Origin of the sequence: Pseudomonas sp. YeP6b, assembly GCF_025642995.1 — a bacterium.
Lineage (GTDB): Bacteria > Pseudomonadota > Gammaproteobacteria > Pseudomonadales > Pseudomonadaceae > Aquipseudomonas.
This window is the reverse complement of record NZ_CP080090.1, coordinates 1,001,705-1,020,492: the sequence shown is the minus strand read 5'-3', so window position 1 is coordinate 1,020,492 and position 18,788 is coordinate 1,001,705. Positions and strand designations below refer to the sequence as shown.

The following is an 18,788-nucleotide window of genomic DNA, read 5'->3' as shown; positions in this document are numbered from 1 at the left end:
TAAGACCTCACTCGCAGGACAGAGTTTAGACACAGGTTGGGAAGAGGCTTTCAGCCGCCGGACTTCTTGGCCTTGTACCCGAGCTTGATCAGCTCGGCCAACAGCAACTCGACGTGATCGCCCTGAATCTCGATGACCCCGTCTTTCAACGCGCCACCGGTGCCACAGCGCTTTTTCAGCGTGGTGGCCAATTCCTTGAGAGCGTCTTCTGCAAGCGGCGCGCCGGTGATGGTGGTCACCGTCTTGCCACCACGGCCTTTACTCTCGCGTCGCACGCGGGCAATGCCGTCGCCTTCAGGGATCAGGGTTTGTTTGCAGGTGCACGAATCCACGGGCTGACGACAGTCCGGGCAGTGTCGACCTGCGTCGGTGGAAAATACCAGGCCACCAAGGGCGGCGAAGGATGCGGCTTTTTTGGCCACCGGCAATCCTCTTGGGAGGACAAAGACTGATCGGTGCTCGCAATGAGGATCACCGACCGCGAAGCCCCACTCAGGCAGGGGCAGCGCTACCGAACCGCAAAGGTGGTTCGGGGGAAAAGTCGCGCAGTGTAACGGCAAAAAGCCGACTTGCTAAGAGCCAAATAGCGCCAATTTATGCAACTTTAGCGACGCGAGGCCAGATAGCGCCGCAAGCCCTCTTGAGCGTCCGGGCAGTAAGGCTTTTGTTCAGCTTCCTGTAGGACAATTTCTATGGGTAAAAAGCGCGCCTCCATGACTTCCTCCGGCTGCAGGTGCAACGGGCCATCCCAGACCGCCGAGTAGGATTTGCACCAGAGCCGACTGTCGCCATCCTCAAAGTAGAAATGGTCATGCTCGGTCAATTGCACACCCGCCACCCCAAGCTCTTCTTCCAGCTCGCGGGCTGCCGAATCAGCGTAGCTCTCGCCTGCCGCGACCATCCCACCCGCCGCCGTGTCCCAGAAGCCGGGGTACATGGCTTTGCTCAGGGTGCGCCGATGCACACACAGCTCACCGGCTGAATTGAACAGGAAAATAAAGGTGCAACGGCCGATAAGGCCGCGCTGGCGAAGGTCGGACCTGACGAGGGTGCCGAGCAGGTTGTCCTGCTCGTCGACCCAATCGATCAGTTCAGCATCAGAGGCCGCGCGGTGCGCGGCCTCGTTGTGACTAGCGTCCATCATCAACCCTGGTTGAGGAGCTGACGCAAGTCGATCACTGCGGCGTTTGCCCGGGAAATATAGTTGGCCATGACCAGCGAGTGGTTGGCGAGGATGCCAAAGCCACTGCCGTTAAGAATCATAGGACTCCAAACCGGCTCCTGCGAGGCCTCCAGCTCACGAATGATCTGGCGCACGCTGACGGTGGCGTTTTTCTTGGCCAGCACGTCGGCAAAGTCGACTTCGATGGCGCGCAACAGGTGGGACAGTGCCCACGCCTGGCCACGGGCTTCGTAGAACACGTTGTCGATCTGCATCCATGGGGTTTCCACCACTTCCTCATCGAGCTGCGGCACTTCACCCGGCGCCAGGGCTTCGGTTTTCAGCGCGGTGTTCAGTTTCACCCGGCCAACACTGGCCGACAGGCGTTGCGACAACGAACCTAAGCGGGTAGCGACGTCCCCCAGCCAGTTGTTCAGGTTGTCGGCGCGGGCATAGAACAGCGCGCCGCGTTGGTTCGGGTCTGACAGGCGTGCTTCGTAGCGGCTCAGGGAGTTAATGCCTTCCTGGTACTCCGACTCGCTGGACGGCAGCACCCAGCTCTTGTTGTCGAAGTTGAAACGCGGCTCGGCCTTGGCCAAGTCGGCGTCTTCAGCCGACTGCGACTGGGAACGGGCGAAGTCTTTACGCAGCGCACGGGTCAGGTCACGCACCTGCACCAACACGCCATATTCCCAGCTCGGCATGTTGTCCATCCACAAGCCTGGCGGGAAACGGTCGTTGGAAATGTAGCCACCAGGCTTGTTCAGCAAGGTGCTGACCACGGTCTTGAGGGTTTCGACGGTGGTGTAGCCCACCACCATCTGCTTGCCTTCCTTCTCGGCGGCAAGCTGGGCATTTTGCTGGACCGGGAACAGCGCGGGCTCTTCGCTCCAGTACCAACCCAGGCCGCCGGTGACCAACAGGTACAAACCCAGCACGCTGAGCACGGCTCGGCTCATCACCAGGTTGCGAACGTAGCTACGGTTGGCCGACTTGGGCTCAGGGGCGGGGCCTTTGGCAGTGCCTGCGCGGTTTTTCCAGTCCAGCATGGCGATATCCTTTCAATCACTTGAGTTCATGCACGTCATTTGTCCGGGTGCGTTCAAACACTCCGACCACAACCCTACCCCATCGTGCCCATCGGCGCGGGGCTTTTAACCGAAAGCGGCGCATGGGAGGAAGTAGGACTATAAAGGATGCACGTTTTTTACGCTGCGCGACCATCAAGTCAAAAATTGAATGGCACAGACTTGTACTTAATTGACGTATGACACTCATGTAAGAGAAAAGAGGTGCTAGCATAGAGCCATCAGTCGACCTCAGCATGCAGCCTAACTAGTAGTCAGGATATGACCGAGTCAGAAGACCCGAGCCGTGAGCGTCTCAAGCACCATTTTGCCCAGCGGGTAATTCATCAGGCACGTCAAATTCTTGAGATCTGGCAGCGCCTGCAACGCAGCGAATGGTCGAACACCGATTTGTCCGAACTCAGCGAAGCCAACCTGCGCCTGCTGCGCTTTGCCGAGCGTTTCGAACAGCCCGAGCATGGCCAACTGGCGCGGCATATTGGCGAATCGCTCAAGGTGGTCGATGAAAATCGCGGCCGCCTGAGCAGCCAAGTGATCACCGAGCTCAACCGCCTGATGCAGCGCCTGTCCCGCACCGGCCTGCGCCAGGGCGACCAGCTGGAACAAACCTTCCTGCCGCCGATGCGCAAGCCGATCTACGTGATGCTGGCCGATCACGACCGCGCCGAACGCCTGGCCAAGCAGCTGGAATTCTTTGGCATGAGCGCCCAGCCCCTCGACAGCGTGGCGGCGTTTCGCGCCTCCCTGGCCGAGCGCCTGCCCTCTGTGATCGTAATGGATGTGGATTTCTGCGGCCCTGGCCTGGGCCTCACGCTCGCCGCCGAAGCCCAGGAAGGCCTGGAACAAAAGCTGCCGCTGCTGTTTTTCAGCCTGCATGAAACCGACACGCCGACGCGCTTGGCCGCCGTGCGCGCCGGCGGTCAGGAATTTCTCACCGGCACCCTCGAGGCTTCGAGCCTGCTGGAAAAAATCGAAGTGCTGACCTGCGTCGCTCAGTACGAGCCGTATAGAGTGCTGATCATCGACGACTCGCGCGCCCAGGCCCTGCACACCGAGCGCCTGCTCAACAGCGCCGGCATCGTCACGCGCACCTTGATCGAGCCGATCCAGGCGATGGCCGAGCTGGCGGACTTCCAGCCGGACCTGATTATCCTCGACATGTACATGCCCGCCTGTACCGGCACCGAGCTGGCCAAGGTAATTCGCCACAACGACCGTTACGTCAGCGTGCCAATCATCTACCTGTCGGCCGAAGACGACCTGGATAAGCAGTTGGATGCCATGAGCGAAGGCGGCGACGACTTCCTCACCAAGCCGATCAAGCCGCGCCACTTGATCACCACCGTGCGCAACCGCGCCGCCCGCGCACGCAACCTCAAGGCGCGGATGGTCCGTGACAGCCTGACCGGGCTGTACAACCACACCCATATCCTGCAATTGCTCGAAGACTGCAGCTTCCGCGCGCGCCGCGAGAACAAGCCGTTGAGCTTTGCCATGCTCGACATCGACCACTTCAAGCGGGTCAATGACAGCCACGGCCACCCGATGGGCGACCGTGTGATCAAGAGCCTGGCGCTGTTTCTCAAACAGCGTTTGCGCAAGACCGACTACATCGGCCGCTACGGCGGTGAAGAATTCGCCATCGTGATGCCCGACACCGACCTGGAATCGGCCTGCAAGGTGCTGGACGAAATCCGCGGGCGTTTTGCCGAAATTCATTACCCGGCCCAGCCGCAGGATTTGTGGTGCACCTTCAGCGCCGGGCTGGTGGAGCTGTGCGACGGCTCCGACAGTTTGATGATGGCCGCCCAGGCGGATGAGGCGCTATACCGCGCCAAGAACGCCGGACGTAACCGCGTGCAAGCCGCGCGCACGTCAAAGCAAAGTGCCACCTTTTCACCGGAATCCACTGAATCCGTCATAACTCTGTAATGGAAACGCAATAACTTCAGGCACTTATCTTTTGCTGTCGGTTGAAACCACGCATGCGCCTGAAGCTGCTGACCAATCTGAATACCCTCCTTCTGGTGGCCGTGTGCCTGGCGCTTGGGGCGACGCTGTGGTGGTCGCAACGGGCGCTGGAGCGGCCTTATTTGCTGATGGAACGCTACCTGGGCCTGTCGCAAACCTTTCAGAACCAAGCCGCGCGCAACATCGACGACTATTTGGCCAGCGGCGATGCCCTGCGCTTGAGCAGTGCCGGCCAGAGCCTCGAAAGCCTGTTGCAGCACTTGGACGAACTGCCCGCAGAGCTGGCGCAAAACCTGCGTCCCAGCCTGGTAGACCTCGACACCTTCAGCAAAACCGACCTGCTGGCCGCCGGCAAACTGGCCGGCGACCCGCAAGCCCTGCTGTTGCAAGCCGAACGCGAATTGGGCGCGAACCTGGAGCAACTGAGCCAGTACGCCATGGGCGTCAACTCGCCCGAGGCCTCGCGTTATCTGCCGCCGTTGCTGGCCGCGTCCCAGCACTTGGGCAAGCTGTCCCTGGCCCGCGACAAGCTGGTGAGCAGCGGGCGCGCGGAACTGGCGGATGATGTGGAGCGCGAAGTCGCCAGCATCCGCACCCAGGCGGACCTCTTGGCGCAGCTGCCGTTGCTCGGCGTTAAGGCCAGTGCCGAGTCCAACACTGATGACTTTTCCGCCATGATGGGCCTGGAAAACACCGAGAAAACCGAAGCCCAAGACACTGGCGTCGACCTCAAGCGCGAACTCAACAGCCTGCTGACCCGCTACCCCGCCGAACTCAAACGCACCCGCGACCAGATCCAACTGCGCACCGCGCTGGCCGACAGCACCCATGTGAAAATCGCTACCGTGCAGCAAGCCATCGCTGGCCTGGAGCCGGTAGTGCGCGCGCAACACGCCAAGATCCAGGGCGAAGTGCGCCTGATGCAAGGCGTGATGATCGGCCTGATTCTGCTGATCGCGCTGCTGATCGACACGCTACAAAGGAAGCTGGCGCGCGTACTCACCAACCTCGCACCCGCCTTGTCGACCTGGGCCGAAGGCGACTTCAGCCGACCGATTGCCTTGGGCAAGACCAACCGCGAGCTGCACGATATCGAAGCCTCGCTCAACCGCCTGCGCGCTTATCTGGTCGATTTGGTCGGCACCATTCGCGGCAATGCCGAAGAAGTGGCCGGTAGCAGCCGCGCCCTCGCCGAGCTGAGCAGCGGTCTGCACGACGGTGCCGAGCGCCAGGCCGGGGACACCGCGCAGATCCGTGATTCGCTGGGTGAACTGGAGGCGACCATCCAGCAAGTGGCCGGTGATGCCAGCCAGGCCGCCGGTGCCAGCCGCAGTGCGGGCCAGGCCGTGGAACAGGGCCAACGCGTGATCGGCCTGAGCCTGACCGGGCTGCATGCCCTGGTGGGCGAAGTGCAGCAAAACGCGCAGATGATCGAAAAACTCGCCGAAGAATCCGCCACCATTGGCGGTGTGCTGACGGTGATTCGCGCGATTGCCGACCAGACCAACCTGCTGGCGCTCAACGCCGCCATCGAAGCTGCGCGTGCCGGTGAGGCCGGGCGCGGGTTTGCCGTGGTCGCCGATGAAGTGCGCTCGCTGGCGCAACGCACCGCCGGCGCCACGGCCGAAATCCAGACGCTGATCGCCGGCCTGCAAACCGCCGCCCACCAATCGGTGCAAGGCATGCGCACCCAGGTCGAACACGCCGAAGCCACTGCCCAGCAAGCCCAGGCGGCGGACGGTGCCTTGGATGAAATCGTCGGGGCTATCCAAACCATTTCCGACACGGCGGTGCGCATCGCCGATGTAACCGCACAGCAAAGTGGCGCCGTCAGTGAGATTCGCGATAACAGCGAGCGGATTCACCAGCTGGGTGAGGACAATTTGCTGCGCATTGGCCAGGGCCGTCGCCAAGGCGAACACCTGCTGGTGCTGGGCGGGCAGCTCAACACGGCCGTGCAAGCCTTCCGCGTCTGACCCAATCGCCCGTCATGCGGAGATTAAAATGTGGGAGCGGGCTTGCCTGCGATAGCGGTATGCCTGTGCAAGATAGGCTGGCTGACCTGCCGCTATCGCAGGCAAGCCCGCTACCACAGTGGATCCGCGCCGATTTCGGGCCGTCTTACCAATGACCGGAATCTGACCCGCAGTCACAAATTTTTCGCAATCCTCGCTAATCGTGCCGCCTACTGCATAGAACTGGACAGTCACAAACGCTTTGCGGCATAGTCGCCGAGTTCTGCCGTACCCACATCAATAACAAGGAACAGCCGATGGCGACCTTATTGGTTCTTCACGGACCCAACCTGAACCTGCTCGGCACCCGCGAACCGGGCGTCTACGGGGCAGTGACCCTGGAACAGATCAACCTCGATCTGGAACAGAGGGCTCGTGATGCCGGCCACCATTTGCTCTACCTGCAAAGCAATGCCGAGTACGAATTGATTGATCGCATCCATGCCGCGCGCGGCGAAGGCGTGGACTTTATCCTGATCAATCCCGCCGCTTTTACGCACACGAGTGTTGCATTACGTGACGCGCTGCTGGCGGTGAGCATCCCATTCATCGAAGTGCATTTGTCCAACGTGTACAAACGCGAACCTTTCCGCCATCACTCTTACTTCTCCGACGTAGCGGTAGGAGTGATCTGCGGCCTTGGCGCCAGCGGTTACCGACTGGCCCTGGAGGCCGCCCTGGAACAGCTTGAACAACCGGCCAAGCGCCCCTGACCGACCCTTGGGAGTTGATGATTCATGGATATCCGTAAAGTTAAGAAACTGATCGAACTGCTGGAAGAATCCGGTATCGACGAGCTGGAAATCAAGGAAGGCGAGGAGTCCGTACGGATCAGCCGTCACAGCAAGACCCCAGCCCAACAGTTCTACGCACCGCAAATGCAAGCACCGGCTCCAGCGGCTGCTCCAGCCGCCGCACCTGCTGCTGCAGCGCCTGCCGCACCGGCTGCGCCTGTACTGAACGGCTTCGTGGTCAAGTCGCCAATGGTCGGTACGTTCTACCGCACCCCGGCACCAACCTCGCCAGCCTTCGTTGAAGTCGGCAAGACCGTGAAAGTGGGCGACACCATCTGCATCGTTGAAGCGATGAAAATGATGAACCACATCACAGCTGAAAAAGCCGGCGTCATCGAATCCATCCTGGTAGAAAACGGTCAGCCGGTTGAGTACGACCAGCCGCTGTTCACCATCGTTTGAACCGCGGAGCGCCTTCGATGTTGAAACCTGCGAAGAAACTGCAAAAAGTCCTGATCGCCAACCGCGGCGAGATCGCGCTGCGTATCCTGCGCGCCTGTAAGGAAGAGGGCATCAAGACCGTCGCTGTTTACTCGACGGCCGACACCGAATTGATGCACGTGAAGCTGGCCGACGAGGGCATCTGCATCGGCCCGCCACTGGCGACCAACTCGTACCTGAAAGTCTCCAACATCATCGCGGCCGCTGAAGTGACCGGCGCTGATGGCATCCACCCGGGCTACGGCTTCCTCGCGGAAAACGCCGATTTCGCCGAACAGGTGGAAAAATCCGGGTTTGCCTTCATCGGCCCGAAAGCCGACACCATTCGCCTGATGGGCGACAAGGTATCGGCCAAGGACGCCATGATCGCCGCCGGCGTACCCACCGTTCCAGGTTCCGACGGCCCACTGCCTGAAGACGAAGAAACGGCTCTGCGCATTGGTCGTGAAGTCGGCTACCCGGTGATCATCAAGGCCGCCGGTGGCGGTGGTGGTCGCGGCATGCGCGTGGTGCACAAGGAAGAAGAGCTGATCGAAGCCGCCAAACAGACTCGCTCTGAAGCGGCTGCCTGGTTCGGCAACCCGATGGTCTACCTGGAGAAGTACCTGACTAACCCACGTCACGTGGAAGTGCAGGTTCTGTCCGACGGCCAAGGCCACGCCATCCACCTGGGCGACCGCGATTGCTCGCTGCAACGTCGTCACCAGAAGGTACTGGAAGAAGCACCGGCACCGGGCCTGGATGAAACCGCGCGCCAGGAAGTTCTGGCTCGTTGCGTCAAGGCCTGCATCGACATCAACTACCGTGGCGCCGGTACTTTCGAGTTCCTCTACGAGAACGGCCGTTTCTACTTCATCGAGATGAACACTCGTGTGCAGGTAGAGCACCCGGTGTCGGAGATGGTCACCGGTATCGACATCGTCAAGGAGATGCTGAGCATCGCCGCCGGCAATGTGCTGTCCTTTACCCAGGACGACGTAAAGATCCACGGCCACTCCCTGGAGTGCCGGATCAACGCCGAAGACCCGAAAACCTTTATCCCAAGTCCAGGCCTGGTCAAGCATTTCCATGCTCCAGGCGGCAACGGCGTTCGCGTCGATTCGCACCTGTACAGCGGCTACAAGGTTCCGTCCAACTACGACTCGCTGATCGGCAAGCTGATCACCTGGGGCGCTACCCGCGACGAGGCCATGGCCCGTATGCGTAACGCCCTGGACGAAATCGTGGTTGACGGCATCAAAACCAACATCCCACTGCATCGGGATCTGGTTCGTGATGAAGGCTTCTGCGAAGGTGGTGTGAACATTCACTACCTGGAACACAAGCTGGCTAACCAGTAAGTGTTCCCCCAACAAAGCCGCCTTCGGGCGGCTTTGTTGTTTCTGGGCTATCAAGAACAGCACAAAATCCTGTGGGCGCTGGCTTGTGTGGGAGCTGGCTTGCCTGCGATAGCATCGCACCGGTACCAGGAAAGACCGAGGCGCCTGCATCGCAGGCAAGCCAGCTCCCACATAAGCCCTTCCCACATTTGGACTGAGTGTGCAGTCAGCACAGTCGTCTTCTGCACGCCGCTCGCGTAAACTTGCGCCCTTTCGCGACCCAGCCGGTCGCACACTCATTTTTTCAAAGGTGCCCGCCATGCCTTGGCTGCAAGTCCGTCTCGCCATCAGCCCAGAACAAGCCGAAACCTACGAAGACGCGTTCCTCGAAGTGGGCGCCGTGTCGGTGACCTTCATGGACGCCGAAGACCAACCGATCTTCGAACCCGAACTCAACACCACGCCGCTGTGGTCCCACACCCACTTGCTGGCCCTGTTCGAAGACGGCACCGATGCCGCCGCCGTCCTGGCCCATATGCAACTGCTCACCGGTAGCCCGCTGCCCGAGCATCACAGCGAAGTGATCGAAGACCAGGACTGGGAGCGCAGTTGGATGGACAACTTCCAGCCGATGCGTTTCGGCCAGCGCCTGTGGATCGTGCCGAGCTGGCACGCCGCGCCTGAGCCAGAGGCGGTCAACCTGCTGCTCGACCCGGGCCTGGCGTTCGGCACCGGCACCCACCCCACCACCGCGCTGTGCCTGGAATGGCTCGACGGCCAGGACCTGGCCGACTGCAACGTGCTCGATTTCGGCTGCGGCTCAGGGATCCTGGCGATTGCCGCCCTGCTGCTGGGCGCCAAGCAAGCCGTAGGCACGGACATCGACGTGCAAGCCCTGGAAGCCTCCCGCGATAACGCTGGGCGCAACCACATCCCTGAGGGCAAATTCCCACTCTACCTGCCGGAGCAACTGCCCCAGGTGCAGGCCGATGTGTTGGTGGCCAACATCCTCGCAGGGCCACTGATAGCCCTGGCGCCGCAGCTGTCGAGCCTGGTCAAGCCAGGTGGCCGCCTGGCGCTGTCGGGCATCCTCGCCGAGCAAGGCGAAGATGTGGCGGCGGCCTATGCTAAGGACTTCGAGCTGGACCCGATCGCCAACCGCGATGGCTGGGTACGCATCAGTGGGCGTCGGCGCTAGAATGAGCGCTTGCCTGAATCGGATGGCCGCATGACCGACAGTTTCGTCACCCAGTGCCCACATTGCCAAGCGCGTTTTCGCGTCAGCCACGCTCAATTGAACGTGGCCCGTGGCGTGGTACGTTGCGGCTCGTGCCTGCAAGTGTTCAACGCGATTCGCCAGTTGCTGGAGCAGCGTGCCGGGGCATCAGCGTCGAAACCTGAACAGCCAGCTGCGGTTGAACCAGCGGTTCAACCGACGCCCAAGGCAGCCCCCGCAATACCAAGGGCCATCAGCCAGAAACAGTGGGCCGCCGAAGACCTGGACCTCGACAACCTGGACCTCGACGAAGAACTGGCCAAGCTGGAACGCCGTCAGGCAAACGTCGACCGCCGGCAACCTGAGGACTCACTCAGCGCCACCCGCGGCACCGTTAAGGCCGACGAAGAAAAATGGGCCGCCAGCCTGTTCAGCGAACCGCCTGAAGAACGCCCCCAAGCGCCCGAAGACGAGCCTGAACCGGCGGCTGCGACCAAGCAGCGCACCGAGCCATCGATGTCGTTTCACACGGGCGATATCGACAAAGAGCCGCTGTTGCGCTCCTCCCCTGACGATGACGACTTCGACCCGCCGTTCACGCCCCTGACCCATGCCGTGGACGAGCCCGAGCCTGAAGAACGCCCTCAGCCGCGTCGCAAGCGCCCGCGCCCCGATGCCGGCCTTCACGACGAAGTCCTCCAGGACCTGGAAGACGACCCACTGCATCTTTACGCGCAGAAACGTCCGTCCGGCTGGGGCCGTCGCCTTATCTGGATCATCCTGGTTTTGCTGGCTGCTGCGGGCCTCGCAGGCCAGTACATCGCCTATCAATTCGACGAACTGGCCCGCCAGGACGCCTACCGCCCATGGTTCCAGCAACTGTGCCCCACACTGGGCTGCACCGTGCCATCACGGGTCGATATCGCACATATCAAGAGCAGCAACCTGGTGGTGCGCAGCAACCCGGAGTTCGCCGGAGCGCTGGTTGTGGATGCAATCCTCTATAACCGCGCGACGTTCTCCCAGCCCTTCCCGCTGCTGGAACTGCGCTTTGCCGATTTGAACGGCGGACTGATTGCCAGTCGTCGCTTCAAACCGGCCGAATACCTGAGTGGTGAGCTTGCCGGAGTGAGCGAAATGCCTTCGCAGACACCGATCCATATCTCCCTGGACATCCTCGATCCAGGCAATAAAGCCGTGAATTACAGCCTGAGTTTCCACTCGCCCGAGTGAGGCGCCACACGCGTCGAGGTTTGACGGCAGATTATTGACTGGGCTGCGCAACCAAACCAGCGGCGATAAAGAAATAACTGTTCAGATTTTATCCAATTCAGCCTTTATCCAGTCATCGAGAGCGGGTATCATGCCAACCCTTTTTCGAACTCTAATGATCCGGCCCCACAACAGGGAAGTCCTATGTCGGCGGTACGCATCGGCCCATACACATTGCCAAACGGCTTGATCCTCGCCCCGATGGCGGGCGTCACCGACCAGCCCTTTCGTCAGCTGTGCAAGCGTTTGGGCGCGGGTCTAGTAGTCTCTGAAATGGTCACCAGCGACATGAGCTTGTGGAACACCCGCAAATCGCGGATGCGCATGATCCACGAAGGTGATCCCGAGCCCCGCTCGGTCCAGATCGCCGGTGGTGATGCACAGATGCTGGCGGCTGCGGCCCGGGCCAACGTGGAGTTGGGCGCACAGATCATCGATATCAACATGGGCTGCCCGGCCAAGAAGGTCTGCAACAAGGCCGCCGGTTCCGCCCTGTTGAAAGATGAGCAATTGGTAGCCGAGATCCTGCAGGCCGTTGTCGCGGCAGTGGATGTGCCGGTCACCCTGAAGATTCGTACCGGCTGGGACCGGGACAACAAGAACGGCCTGACGGTGGCGAAGATCGCCGAACAGGCAGGCATTACAGCGCTGGCGGTGCATGGCCGCACCCGCGCCGACCTTTACACCGGTGAAGCCGAGTACGACACCATTGCCGCGATCAAGCAGGCGGTGTCGATTCCGGTGTTTGCCAATGGCGATATCGATTCAGCCGAGAAAGCCCGGCGCGTGCTGCACGCAACCGGTGCCGATGGCTTGTTGATAGGCCGGGCCGCCCAGGGGCGGCCATGGATTTTTCGTGAGATCGAGCATTTTCTGCGTACCGGCGAAGTCTTGCCGGCACCGGAGCTGACCGAGGTGGAACGTATTCTGCTAGAGCATCTGGCCGCCCTGCACGCCTTCTATGGAGACGTGATGGGAGTACGCATTGCTCGCAAGCATGTCGGCTGGTATCTCGCAACCTTGCCGGGCGCCAGGGAGTTTCGCGCCCAGTTCAATCGTTTGGATGATACGCAAGCACAGGTCGCCACCGTTCGAGAGTTTTTCAGCGAGCGCGAAAAGAGCCTGGGGACAGGGGACGGAGAGGGGGTGGCCGCATGACGATGATGACCGAGACTTTAGTGAGTGGAACAACACCCGTGAGCGACAACGTCAATTTGAAACAGCACCTCAACACGCCGAGCGAAGAAGGCCAGACCCTTCGCGGGAGTGTCGAGAAGGCGCTGCACAATTATTTCGCCCACCTTGAGGGCGCTTCCGTCACGGACGTGTACAACCTGGTGCTCTCCGAGGTCGAGGCCCCCTTGCTCGAAAGCGTGATGAACTACGTCAAGGGCAACCAGACCAAAGCCAGTGAGCTGCTGGGCCTCAACCGTGGCACCTTGCGCAAAAAGCTCAAGCAGTACGATTTGCTGTAAGCATTCAATCAAACCAGAAAGGCGCCCGCGTAAAAAACGGACGCCTTTTTTGCTGACTCCTTTGCTTTTGATGGAAATTGAAATGACCGACCAGACTACCCGCCTGCCGATCCGCCGCGCCTTGATCAGTGTTTCCGACAAGACCGGGATCCTCGAATTTGCCCGGGAGCTGGAAGCCCTGGGTGTGGAAATCCTCTCCACGGGCGGGACCTTCAAACTGCTGCAGGACAACGGCGTGGCCGCAGTAGAAGTCGCGGACTACACCGGTTTCGCAGAAATGATGGACGGTCGGGTCAAGACCCTGCACCCGAAAATCCACGGTGGCATCCTCGGTCGTCGCGGTATCGACGACGCCATCATGACCGAGCACGGCATCAAGCCGATCGACCTGGTGGCCGTTAACCTCTACCCGTTCGAAGCCACCATCAATAAGCCTGGCTGCGACCTGCCGACCGCCATCGAAAACATCGATATCGGCGGCCCGACCATGGTCCGCTCTGCCGCCAAGAACCACAAAGACGTGGCCATCGTGGTTAACGCCAGCGACTACGCCCAAGTGCTCGAAAGCCTCAAAGCCGGTGGCCTGACCTACGCCCAGCGTTTCGACCTGATGCTCAAGGCGTTCGAACACACCGCCGCCTACGACGGCATGATCGCCAACTACATGGGCACCGTGAACCAGGCAGCTGAAACCCTCAGCACAGAAGGTCGCAGCCAGTTCCCGCGCACCTTCAACAGCCAGTTCATCAAGGCCCAAGAAATGCGCTACGGCGAGAACCCGCACCAGAGCGCGGCGTTCTACGTTGAGGCCAAGCCGGCTGAAGTCGGCATCGCCACCGCAACCCAGTTGCAAGGCAAAGAGCTGTCCTACAACAACGTGGCCGACACCGACGCCGCGCTGGAATGCGTGAAGAGCTTCGTCAAGCCGGCCTGCGTGATCGTCAAGCACGCCAACCCGTGCGGCGTGGCTGTGAGCCCGGACGCTGAAGGCGGTATCCGCCAGGCGTACGAACTGGCCTATGCCACCGACACCGAATCCGCGTTCGGCGGCATCATCGCCTTCAACCGCGAGCTGGATGCCGAAACCGCCAAAGCCATCGTCGAGCGTCAGTTCGTCGAAGTGATCATCGCCCCTTCCGTCAGCATCGAGGCCCGCGCCATTGTTGCCGCCAAAGCCAACGTGCGCCTGCTGGCCTGCGGCGAGTGGTCGGCTGACCGTGCCGCTGCCTGGGACTACAAGCGCGTCAACGGCGGCTTGCTGGTACAGAGCCGCGACATCGGCATGATCGGCAGCGAAGACCTGAAGGTCGTGACCAAACGCGCGCCAACCGAGCAGGAAATCAACGACCTGATCTTCGCCTGGAAAGTCGCCAAATACGTTAAGTCCAACGCCATCGTCTACGCCAAAAACCGCCAGACCATCGGTGTCGGCGCCGGCCAGATGAGCCGCGTGAACTCGGCGCGTATCGCCGCGATCAAGGCTGAGCATGCAGGCTTGCAGGTAGTCGGTTCGGTAATGGCTTCCGATGCGTTCTTCCCATTCCGTGATGGCCTGGACAATGCCGCGAAGGCCGGTGTTACCGCCGTGATCCAACCGGGCGGTTCAATGCGTGATGCAGAAGTCATCGCCGCTGCGGACGAAGCCGGCATTGCCATGGTCTTCACCGGCATGCGCCACTTCCGCCACTGACAGATCGACAGATCGTTCCCACGCTCTGCGTGGGAATGCCTCTACGGACGCTCTGCGTCCGAGGGACGCGGAACGTCCCGGGCTGCGTTCCCACGCGGAGCGTGGGAACGATCAACTGACAGAATTTGAGGTTTATGAAATGAATGTTTTGATCATTGGCAGCGGTGGCCGTGAACACGCCCTGGCCTGGAAAGTTGCCCAGGACCCGCGTGTCCAGAAAGTTTTTGTCGCCCCCGGCAACGCCGGCACCGCCATTGAAGCCAAGTGCGAAAACGTCGCTATCGACGTATTGGCCCTGGAGCAACTGGCTGACTTTGCCGAAAAAAATGTGTCCCTGACCATCGTCGGCCCGGAAGTGCCGCTGGTTGCCGGCGTTGTGGACCTGTTCCGCAGCCGTGGCCTGGACTGCTTCGGCCCGACCGCTGGCGCTGCCCAGCTGGAAGGTTCCAAGGCGTTCACCAAAGACTTCCTTGCGCGCCACAAGATCCCGACCGCCGACTACCAGAACTTCACCGAGATCGAGCCAGCACTGGCTTACCTGCGTGAAAAAGGCGCGCCAATCGTGATCAAGGCTGATGGCCTGGCCGCCGGTAAAGGCGTAATCGTAGCGATGACCCTGCAGGAAGCCGAAGACGCCGTGCGCGACATGCTCGCCGGCAACGCTTTCGGTGACGCCGGTTCGCGCGTGGTCATCGAGGAGTTCCTTGACGGCGAAGAGGCCAGCTTTATCGTGATGGTCGACGGCAAAAACGTCTTGCCAATGGCCACCAGCCAAGACCACAAACGCGTCGGCGATGCTGACACTGGCCCGAACACCGGCGGCATGGGTGCTTACTCCCCGGCCCCAGTGGTCACCAGCGACGTACACAAGCGCGTGATGGACCTGGTGATCTGGCCGACCGTGCGTGGCATGGCCGACGAAGGCAATGTGTACACCGGTTTCCTGTATGCCGGCCTGATGATCGACAAAGCCGGTAACCCGAAAGTCATCGAGTTCAACTGCCGCTTTGGTGACCCGGAAACTCAACCAGTGATGCTGCGCCTGCAATCGAGCTTGGTGCTGCTGGTGGAAGCCGCGCTGGCCCAGGCGCTGGACAAGGTTGAAGCGCAGTGGGACCCACGTCCGAGCGTTGGCATCGTGCTGGCGGCCGGTGGTTACCCTGCCGATTACGCCAAAGGCGATGTGATTGAAGGCCTCGACGCAGCTGCTACGCTAGAAGGTAAGGTGTTCCATGCGGGCACCGCGCTCAAGGATGGCAAAGTTGTAACCGCAGGTGGCCGCGTCTTGTGCGCCACCGCGATGGGTGCCAGTGTCGACGCCGCGCAACAACAGGCGTACAAGCTGGCCGCGAAAATCGACTGGAAAGGTTGCTTCTACCGCACGGACATCGGCTACCGCGCCATTGCCCGTGAACGTGGCGAGAACAACTGAGGCGCTACATTCAAGTAGCTATCCGTTCGGTTAGGCAAGGGCCTCTGGCCCTTGCCGTACCCATGTCGCCCCGCGCATAGTTAACCCGTGCATCAACCTACGAAGGGATTTCGCCGTGCGCTGGCTCAGGATCGCCATAGGTTTCACAGTCAGTCTGCTGACTCTGCTCTGCTTGTTCCCGGCCCAGGCCGCCGCGCAAGGCATTGGCTGGGCAGTATTGCTTGATGAACAGGCCGACCTGCAACTGAGCGACATCCGCTCGGCTCGCTACACCAATCAATTCAGCCCCATCGAACTGGACCGGATTACCGCCGCAGAGCCGGACGGTGCGTTGTGGGTACGCTTCAAGCTGCAACCCGGCAAGCACGAGCAAGTGCTGCGGGTGTTTGCCCCGGATCTCTCCCACCTGAGCCTCTATGTACTGGACGGCGACACCCTGGTGGAACAACAAAGCACCGGCACCCGCCAGCCCCAGGCGGAACGCCCGCTGCCCAGCAGCGATTTCATGCTGCCGATGCCACAGAGCCAGAAGCCGCTTGAGGTGTACCTGCGCCTGGTCTCGGAGCACGAACTGCGTCCCTATATCACCCTGGAACCGGCCGTGCTCGCCGCCGCCGACCAGAACCAGACGTTGATCTACGGCCTGCTGTTCGGCTGCCTGCTGATGCTGATCCTGCACAACCTCACGCGCTTCGCCTACCACCGCTCACGCAGCAGCCTGTGGCTGGCGGCCTGCGAAGTGTTGTTGATGCTGAGCCTGGCGCTGTTACTGAACCTCGTGGGGCCGTGGCTGCCAAACTGGCACGCGGTGCAGACACCAGGCGCCTACCTCGCCCTGCTGCTGACCGCGCCGTGCGGGCTGATGTTTGCCTACCGTTTTTTCATGCCGTTGGGCCCGCACCCGCTGAACAAGCTGTTGATGGCCGACATCCTGCTGATCGTGCTGTGCGGCCTGCTGCTGTTGTTCGTCAATACCTTGCCGTTGAACATCATCACCTATGCACTGGTCGCCCTGGCCGGCTTGAGCATGTTGTTTGTCTCGGCGTATCACTGGCAAAAAGGCTACCGGCCGGCGCGTCTGTTCATGGCGGCGATGGTGGTGTTCAACATCGGCACGCTGATCATTCTGCCAGCCCTGCTCGGCCTGACGCTGGTGGCCCCGCAAGGCTTGATCGTCACGCTGCTCGGCTTTATCTGCCTGAGCGGCTTGCTGATGAGCCTGGCCCTCGGCGAGCGCCAGCGCGCGATTGTCGAGGCGCGCTTCAGCCTCAGCCGCGACCTGGCGGCGAGCAATGCCGAGATCGCCGCCAAGGCCGAGTTCCTGGCAAAGATCAGCCACGAAATACGTACACCCATGAACGGCGTGCTGGGTATGACCGAATTGTTGCTGGGCACGCCGCTGTCGGTGAAGCAGCGCGACTACGTACAGACCATCCACAGCGCCGGTAACGAACTGCTGACGCTGATCAACGAGATCCTCGACATCTCCAAGCTGGAGTCCGGGCAGATCGAGCTGGACGACGTGCAATTCGACCTCAATGCGCTGATCGAAGACTGCCTGAGTATCTTCCGCGCCAAGGCCGAGCAGCAGAACGTCGAACTGATTAGTTTTATTCAACCCCAGGTGCCCCGCGTCATCAGTGGCGACCCGACGCGCCTGCGCCAGGCACTGTTGAGCCTGCTGGAAAATGCCCTGCAAAAAACCGATGAAGGTGAAGTGTTGATCGTCGTCGCCCTCGACGAGCGCAGCACCAAACCGCGCCTGCGCATTGCCGTGCAAGACAGCGGCCTGCCGATGGAAGCCGCCGAGCGCGACGCGTTGCTGCACAGCGAACTGCACAGCAAGAACTTCCTCTCGGCCACACGCTTGAGCGGCCACCTGGGCCTGGTGATCGCCCGCCAACTGATCCTGTTGATGAACGGCGAGTTCGGCATCAAGAGCGGCAGCCACCAAGGCAGCACCCTGTGGCTGACCCTGCCGCTGGACCCGGAACGCCTGGAGCACCCGACCTCTGACCTCGACGGCCCGCTCAAAGGCGCACGGGTGCTGGTGGTGGACGACAACGACACGTGCCGCAAAGTGCTGGTGCAACAATGCACAGCCTGGGGCCTGAACGTCAGTGCCGTGCCGTCCGGCAAAGAGGCCCTGGCGTTGCTGCGCACCAAGGCGCACTTGCGCGACTACTTCGACGTGGTGCTGCTGGACCAGAACATGCCCGGCATGACTGGCATGCAACTGGCGGCGAAGATCAAGGAAGACCCAAGCCTGAACCACGACATCCTGCTAATCATGCTCACCGGCATCAGCAACGCGCCAAGCAAGATCATCGCGCGCAACTGCGGGATCAAGCGCATCCTCGCCAAGCCGGTGGCCGGCTATACGCTCAAGACCACCCTGGCCGACGAACTGACCCAGCGCAGCAAAGGCGTGGTGGTGCCACGCGTGGCCCTCAGCGCACCGGCAGCCGTGACCGTGCCTGCCGATTTCCGCATCCTGGTGGCCGAAGACAACAGCATCTCCACCAAAGTGATTCGCGGCATGCTCGGCAAGCTCAACCTCAACCCGGACACCGCCAGTAACGGCGAAGAAGCGCTCGAGGCGATGAAGGCCCAGCGTTACGACTTGGTGTTGATGGACTGTGAAATGCCGATCCTCGATGGCTTCTCTGCTACCCAGCAACTGCGGGCGTGGGAGGTTAGCCACCAACGCATTCGTACCCCGGTGGTTGCGCTTACAGCGCACATTCTCTCGGAGCATAAAGAGCGTGCACGCCAGGCGGGGATGGATGGGCATATGGCCAAGCCGGTGGAGTTATCGCAGTTGCGCGAGTTGGTGGAATTCTGGGTGGCACAGCGTCAGCTGCGGCCGGAACACGCCCCGTCCTGACATAAAATGCGATCTCAATGTGGGAG

15 protein-coding genes are annotated in these 18,788 nt (G+C 61.2%); 12 read left to right on the top strand and 3 right to left on the bottom strand.

All coding sequences use genetic code 11. The annotated features are described in order from the left end of the window. Positions 1 to 50: 50 nt before the first annotated feature. From KZH41_RS04475 to KZH41_RS04465, 3 genes are all read right to left on the bottom strand, one after another. Complete coding sequence (locus KZH41_RS04475; protein ID WP_094949803.1) at positions 51 to 422, bottom strand: translation initiation factor Sui1; 372 nt, start codon at positions 420 to 422, stop codon at positions 51 to 53. Between the two features lie 182 nt (positions 423 to 604). After that, positions 605 to 1,141: an NUDIX hydrolase gene (locus KZH41_RS04470; RefSeq protein ID WP_094949802.1), complete on the bottom strand. Its 537-nt coding sequence runs from the start codon at positions 1,139 to 1,141 to the stop codon at positions 605 to 607. A gap of 2 nt (positions 1,142 to 1,143) precedes the next feature. Further along, a complete protein-coding gene (locus tag KZH41_RS04465; protein WP_094949801.1) occupies positions 1,144 to 2,211 on the bottom strand; it encodes a DUF2333 family protein in 1,068 nt (355 codons plus the stop codon). A 300-nt stretch (positions 2,212 to 2,511) separates the two neighbouring features. On the opposite strand from KZH41_RS04465, the gene KZH41_RS04460 reads away from it, so the two are divergent. From KZH41_RS04460 to KZH41_RS04405, 12 genes are all read left to right on the top strand, one after another. Beyond that, positions 2,512 to 4,182 carry a response regulator gene (locus KZH41_RS04460; RefSeq protein WP_094949800.1) on the top strand — a complete coding sequence of 557 codons (1,671 nt, stop codon included), beginning with the start codon at positions 2,512 to 2,514 and terminating at the stop codon, positions 4,180 to 4,182. Between the two features lie 53 nt (positions 4,183 to 4,235). Further along, positions 4,236 to 6,197 carry a methyl-accepting chemotaxis protein gene (locus KZH41_RS04455; RefSeq protein ID WP_094949799.1) on the top strand — a complete coding sequence of 654 codons (1,962 nt, stop codon included), beginning with the start codon at positions 4,236 to 4,238 and terminating at the stop codon, positions 6,195 to 6,197. Between the two features lie 296 nt (positions 6,198 to 6,493). Then, complete coding sequence (aroQ, locus tag KZH41_RS04450) at positions 6,494 to 6,949, top strand: type II 3-dehydroquinate dehydratase (protein WP_094949798.1); 456 nt, start codon at positions 6,494 to 6,496, stop codon at positions 6,947 to 6,949. Positions 6,950 to 6,973: 24 nt separating this feature from the next. Next, the gene (gene accB / locus KZH41_RS04445) at positions 6,974 to 7,432 is read left to right on the top strand and encodes an acetyl-CoA carboxylase biotin carboxyl carrier protein (protein ID WP_094949797.1); all 459 of its coding nucleotides are present in this window, start codon (positions 6,974 to 6,976) and stop codon (positions 7,430 to 7,432) included. A gap of 17 nt (positions 7,433 to 7,449) precedes the next feature. Then, entirely contained in the window at positions 7,450 to 8,811 is a 1,362-nt protein-coding gene (gene accC, locus KZH41_RS04440) for an acetyl-CoA carboxylase biotin carboxylase subunit (RefSeq protein ID WP_094949796.1), read from the top strand. Positions 8,812 to 9,109: 298 nt separating this feature from the next. Next, a complete protein-coding gene (gene prmA, locus KZH41_RS04435; RefSeq protein WP_263274440.1) occupies positions 9,110 to 9,988 on the top strand; it encodes a 50S ribosomal protein L11 methyltransferase in 879 nt (292 codons plus the stop codon). A gap of 30 nt (positions 9,989 to 10,018) precedes the next feature. After that, positions 10,019 to 11,239 carry a DUF3426 domain-containing protein gene (locus tag KZH41_RS04430; protein ID WP_263274439.1) on the top strand — a complete coding sequence of 407 codons (1,221 nt, stop codon included), beginning with the start codon at positions 10,019 to 10,021 and terminating at the stop codon, positions 11,237 to 11,239. Positions 11,240 to 11,422: 183 nt separating this feature from the next. Continuing rightward, complete coding sequence (gene dusB / locus KZH41_RS04425; RefSeq protein ID WP_242154184.1) at positions 11,423 to 12,436, top strand: tRNA dihydrouridine synthase DusB; 1,014 nt, start codon at positions 11,423 to 11,425, stop codon at positions 12,434 to 12,436. Further along, the gene (fis, locus tag KZH41_RS04420; protein ID WP_002555375.1) at positions 12,433 to 12,753 is read left to right on the top strand and encodes a DNA-binding transcriptional regulator Fis; all 321 of its coding nucleotides are present in this window, start codon (positions 12,433 to 12,435) and stop codon (positions 12,751 to 12,753) included. Before dusB ends, fis begins: the two co-directional genes overlap by 4 nt. 82 nt (positions 12,754 to 12,835) lie before the next feature. Beyond that, entirely contained in the window at positions 12,836 to 14,443 is a 1,608-nt protein-coding gene (gene purH / locus KZH41_RS04415; protein ID WP_094949792.1) for a bifunctional phosphoribosylaminoimidazolecarboxamide formyltransferase/IMP cyclohydrolase, read from the top strand. Positions 14,444 to 14,582: 139 nt separating this feature from the next. Beyond that, positions 14,583 to 15,875: a phosphoribosylamine--glycine ligase gene (gene purD, locus KZH41_RS04410; protein ID WP_094949791.1), complete on the top strand. Its 1,293-nt coding sequence runs from the start codon at positions 14,583 to 14,585 to the stop codon at positions 15,873 to 15,875. 115 nt (positions 15,876 to 15,990) lie between these two features. Next, the gene (locus tag KZH41_RS04405; protein WP_263274438.1) at positions 15,991 to 18,762 is read left to right on the top strand and encodes a hybrid sensor histidine kinase/response regulator; all 2,772 of its coding nucleotides are present in this window, start codon (positions 15,991 to 15,993) and stop codon (positions 18,760 to 18,762) included. Positions 18,763 to 18,788 lie beyond the last annotated feature (26 nt).

What these genes read in the sequence shown, in the direction of transcription:
- aroQ (WP_094949798.1), top strand. Translation starts at nt 6,494, where the DNA reads ATGGCGACCTTATTGGTTCTTCACGGACCCAACCTGAACCTGCTCGGC.
- accC (WP_094949796.1), top strand. Translation starts at nt 7,450, where the DNA reads ATGTTGAAACCTGCGAAGAAACTGCAAAAAGTCCTGATCGCCAACCGC.
- KZH41_RS04460 (WP_094949800.1), top strand. Translation starts at nt 2,512, where the DNA reads ATGACCGAGTCAGAAGACCCGAGCCGTGAGCGTCTCAAGCACCATTTT.
- prmA (WP_263274440.1), top strand. Translation starts at nt 9,110, where the DNA reads ATGCCTTGGCTGCAAGTCCGTCTCGCCATCAGCCCAGAACAAGCCGAA.
- KZH41_RS04470 (WP_094949802.1), bottom strand. Translation starts at nt 1,141, where the DNA reads ATGGACGCTAGTCACAACGAGGCCGCGCACCGCGCGGCCTCTGATGCT.
- accB (WP_094949797.1), top strand. Translation starts at nt 6,974, where the DNA reads ATGGATATCCGTAAAGTTAAGAAACTGATCGAACTGCTGGAAGAATCC.
- dusB (WP_242154184.1), top strand. Translation starts at nt 11,423, where the DNA reads ATGTCGGCGGTACGCATCGGCCCATACACATTGCCAAACGGCTTGATC.
- fis (WP_002555375.1), top strand. Translation starts at nt 12,433, where the DNA reads ATGACGATGATGACCGAGACTTTAGTGAGTGGAACAACACCCGTGAGC.
- purD (WP_094949791.1), top strand. Translation starts at nt 14,583, where the DNA reads ATGAATGTTTTGATCATTGGCAGCGGTGGCCGTGAACACGCCCTGGCC.
- KZH41_RS04465 (WP_094949801.1), bottom strand. Translation starts at nt 2,211, where the DNA reads ATGCTGGACTGGAAAAACCGCGCAGGCACTGCCAAAGGCCCCGCCCCT.
- purH (WP_094949792.1), top strand. Translation starts at nt 12,836, where the DNA reads ATGACCGACCAGACTACCCGCCTGCCGATCCGCCGCGCCTTGATCAGT.
- KZH41_RS04455 (WP_094949799.1), top strand. Translation starts at nt 4,236, where the DNA reads ATGCGCCTGAAGCTGCTGACCAATCTGAATACCCTCCTTCTGGTGGCC.
- KZH41_RS04430 (WP_263274439.1), top strand. Translation starts at nt 10,019, where the DNA reads ATGACCGACAGTTTCGTCACCCAGTGCCCACATTGCCAAGCGCGTTTT.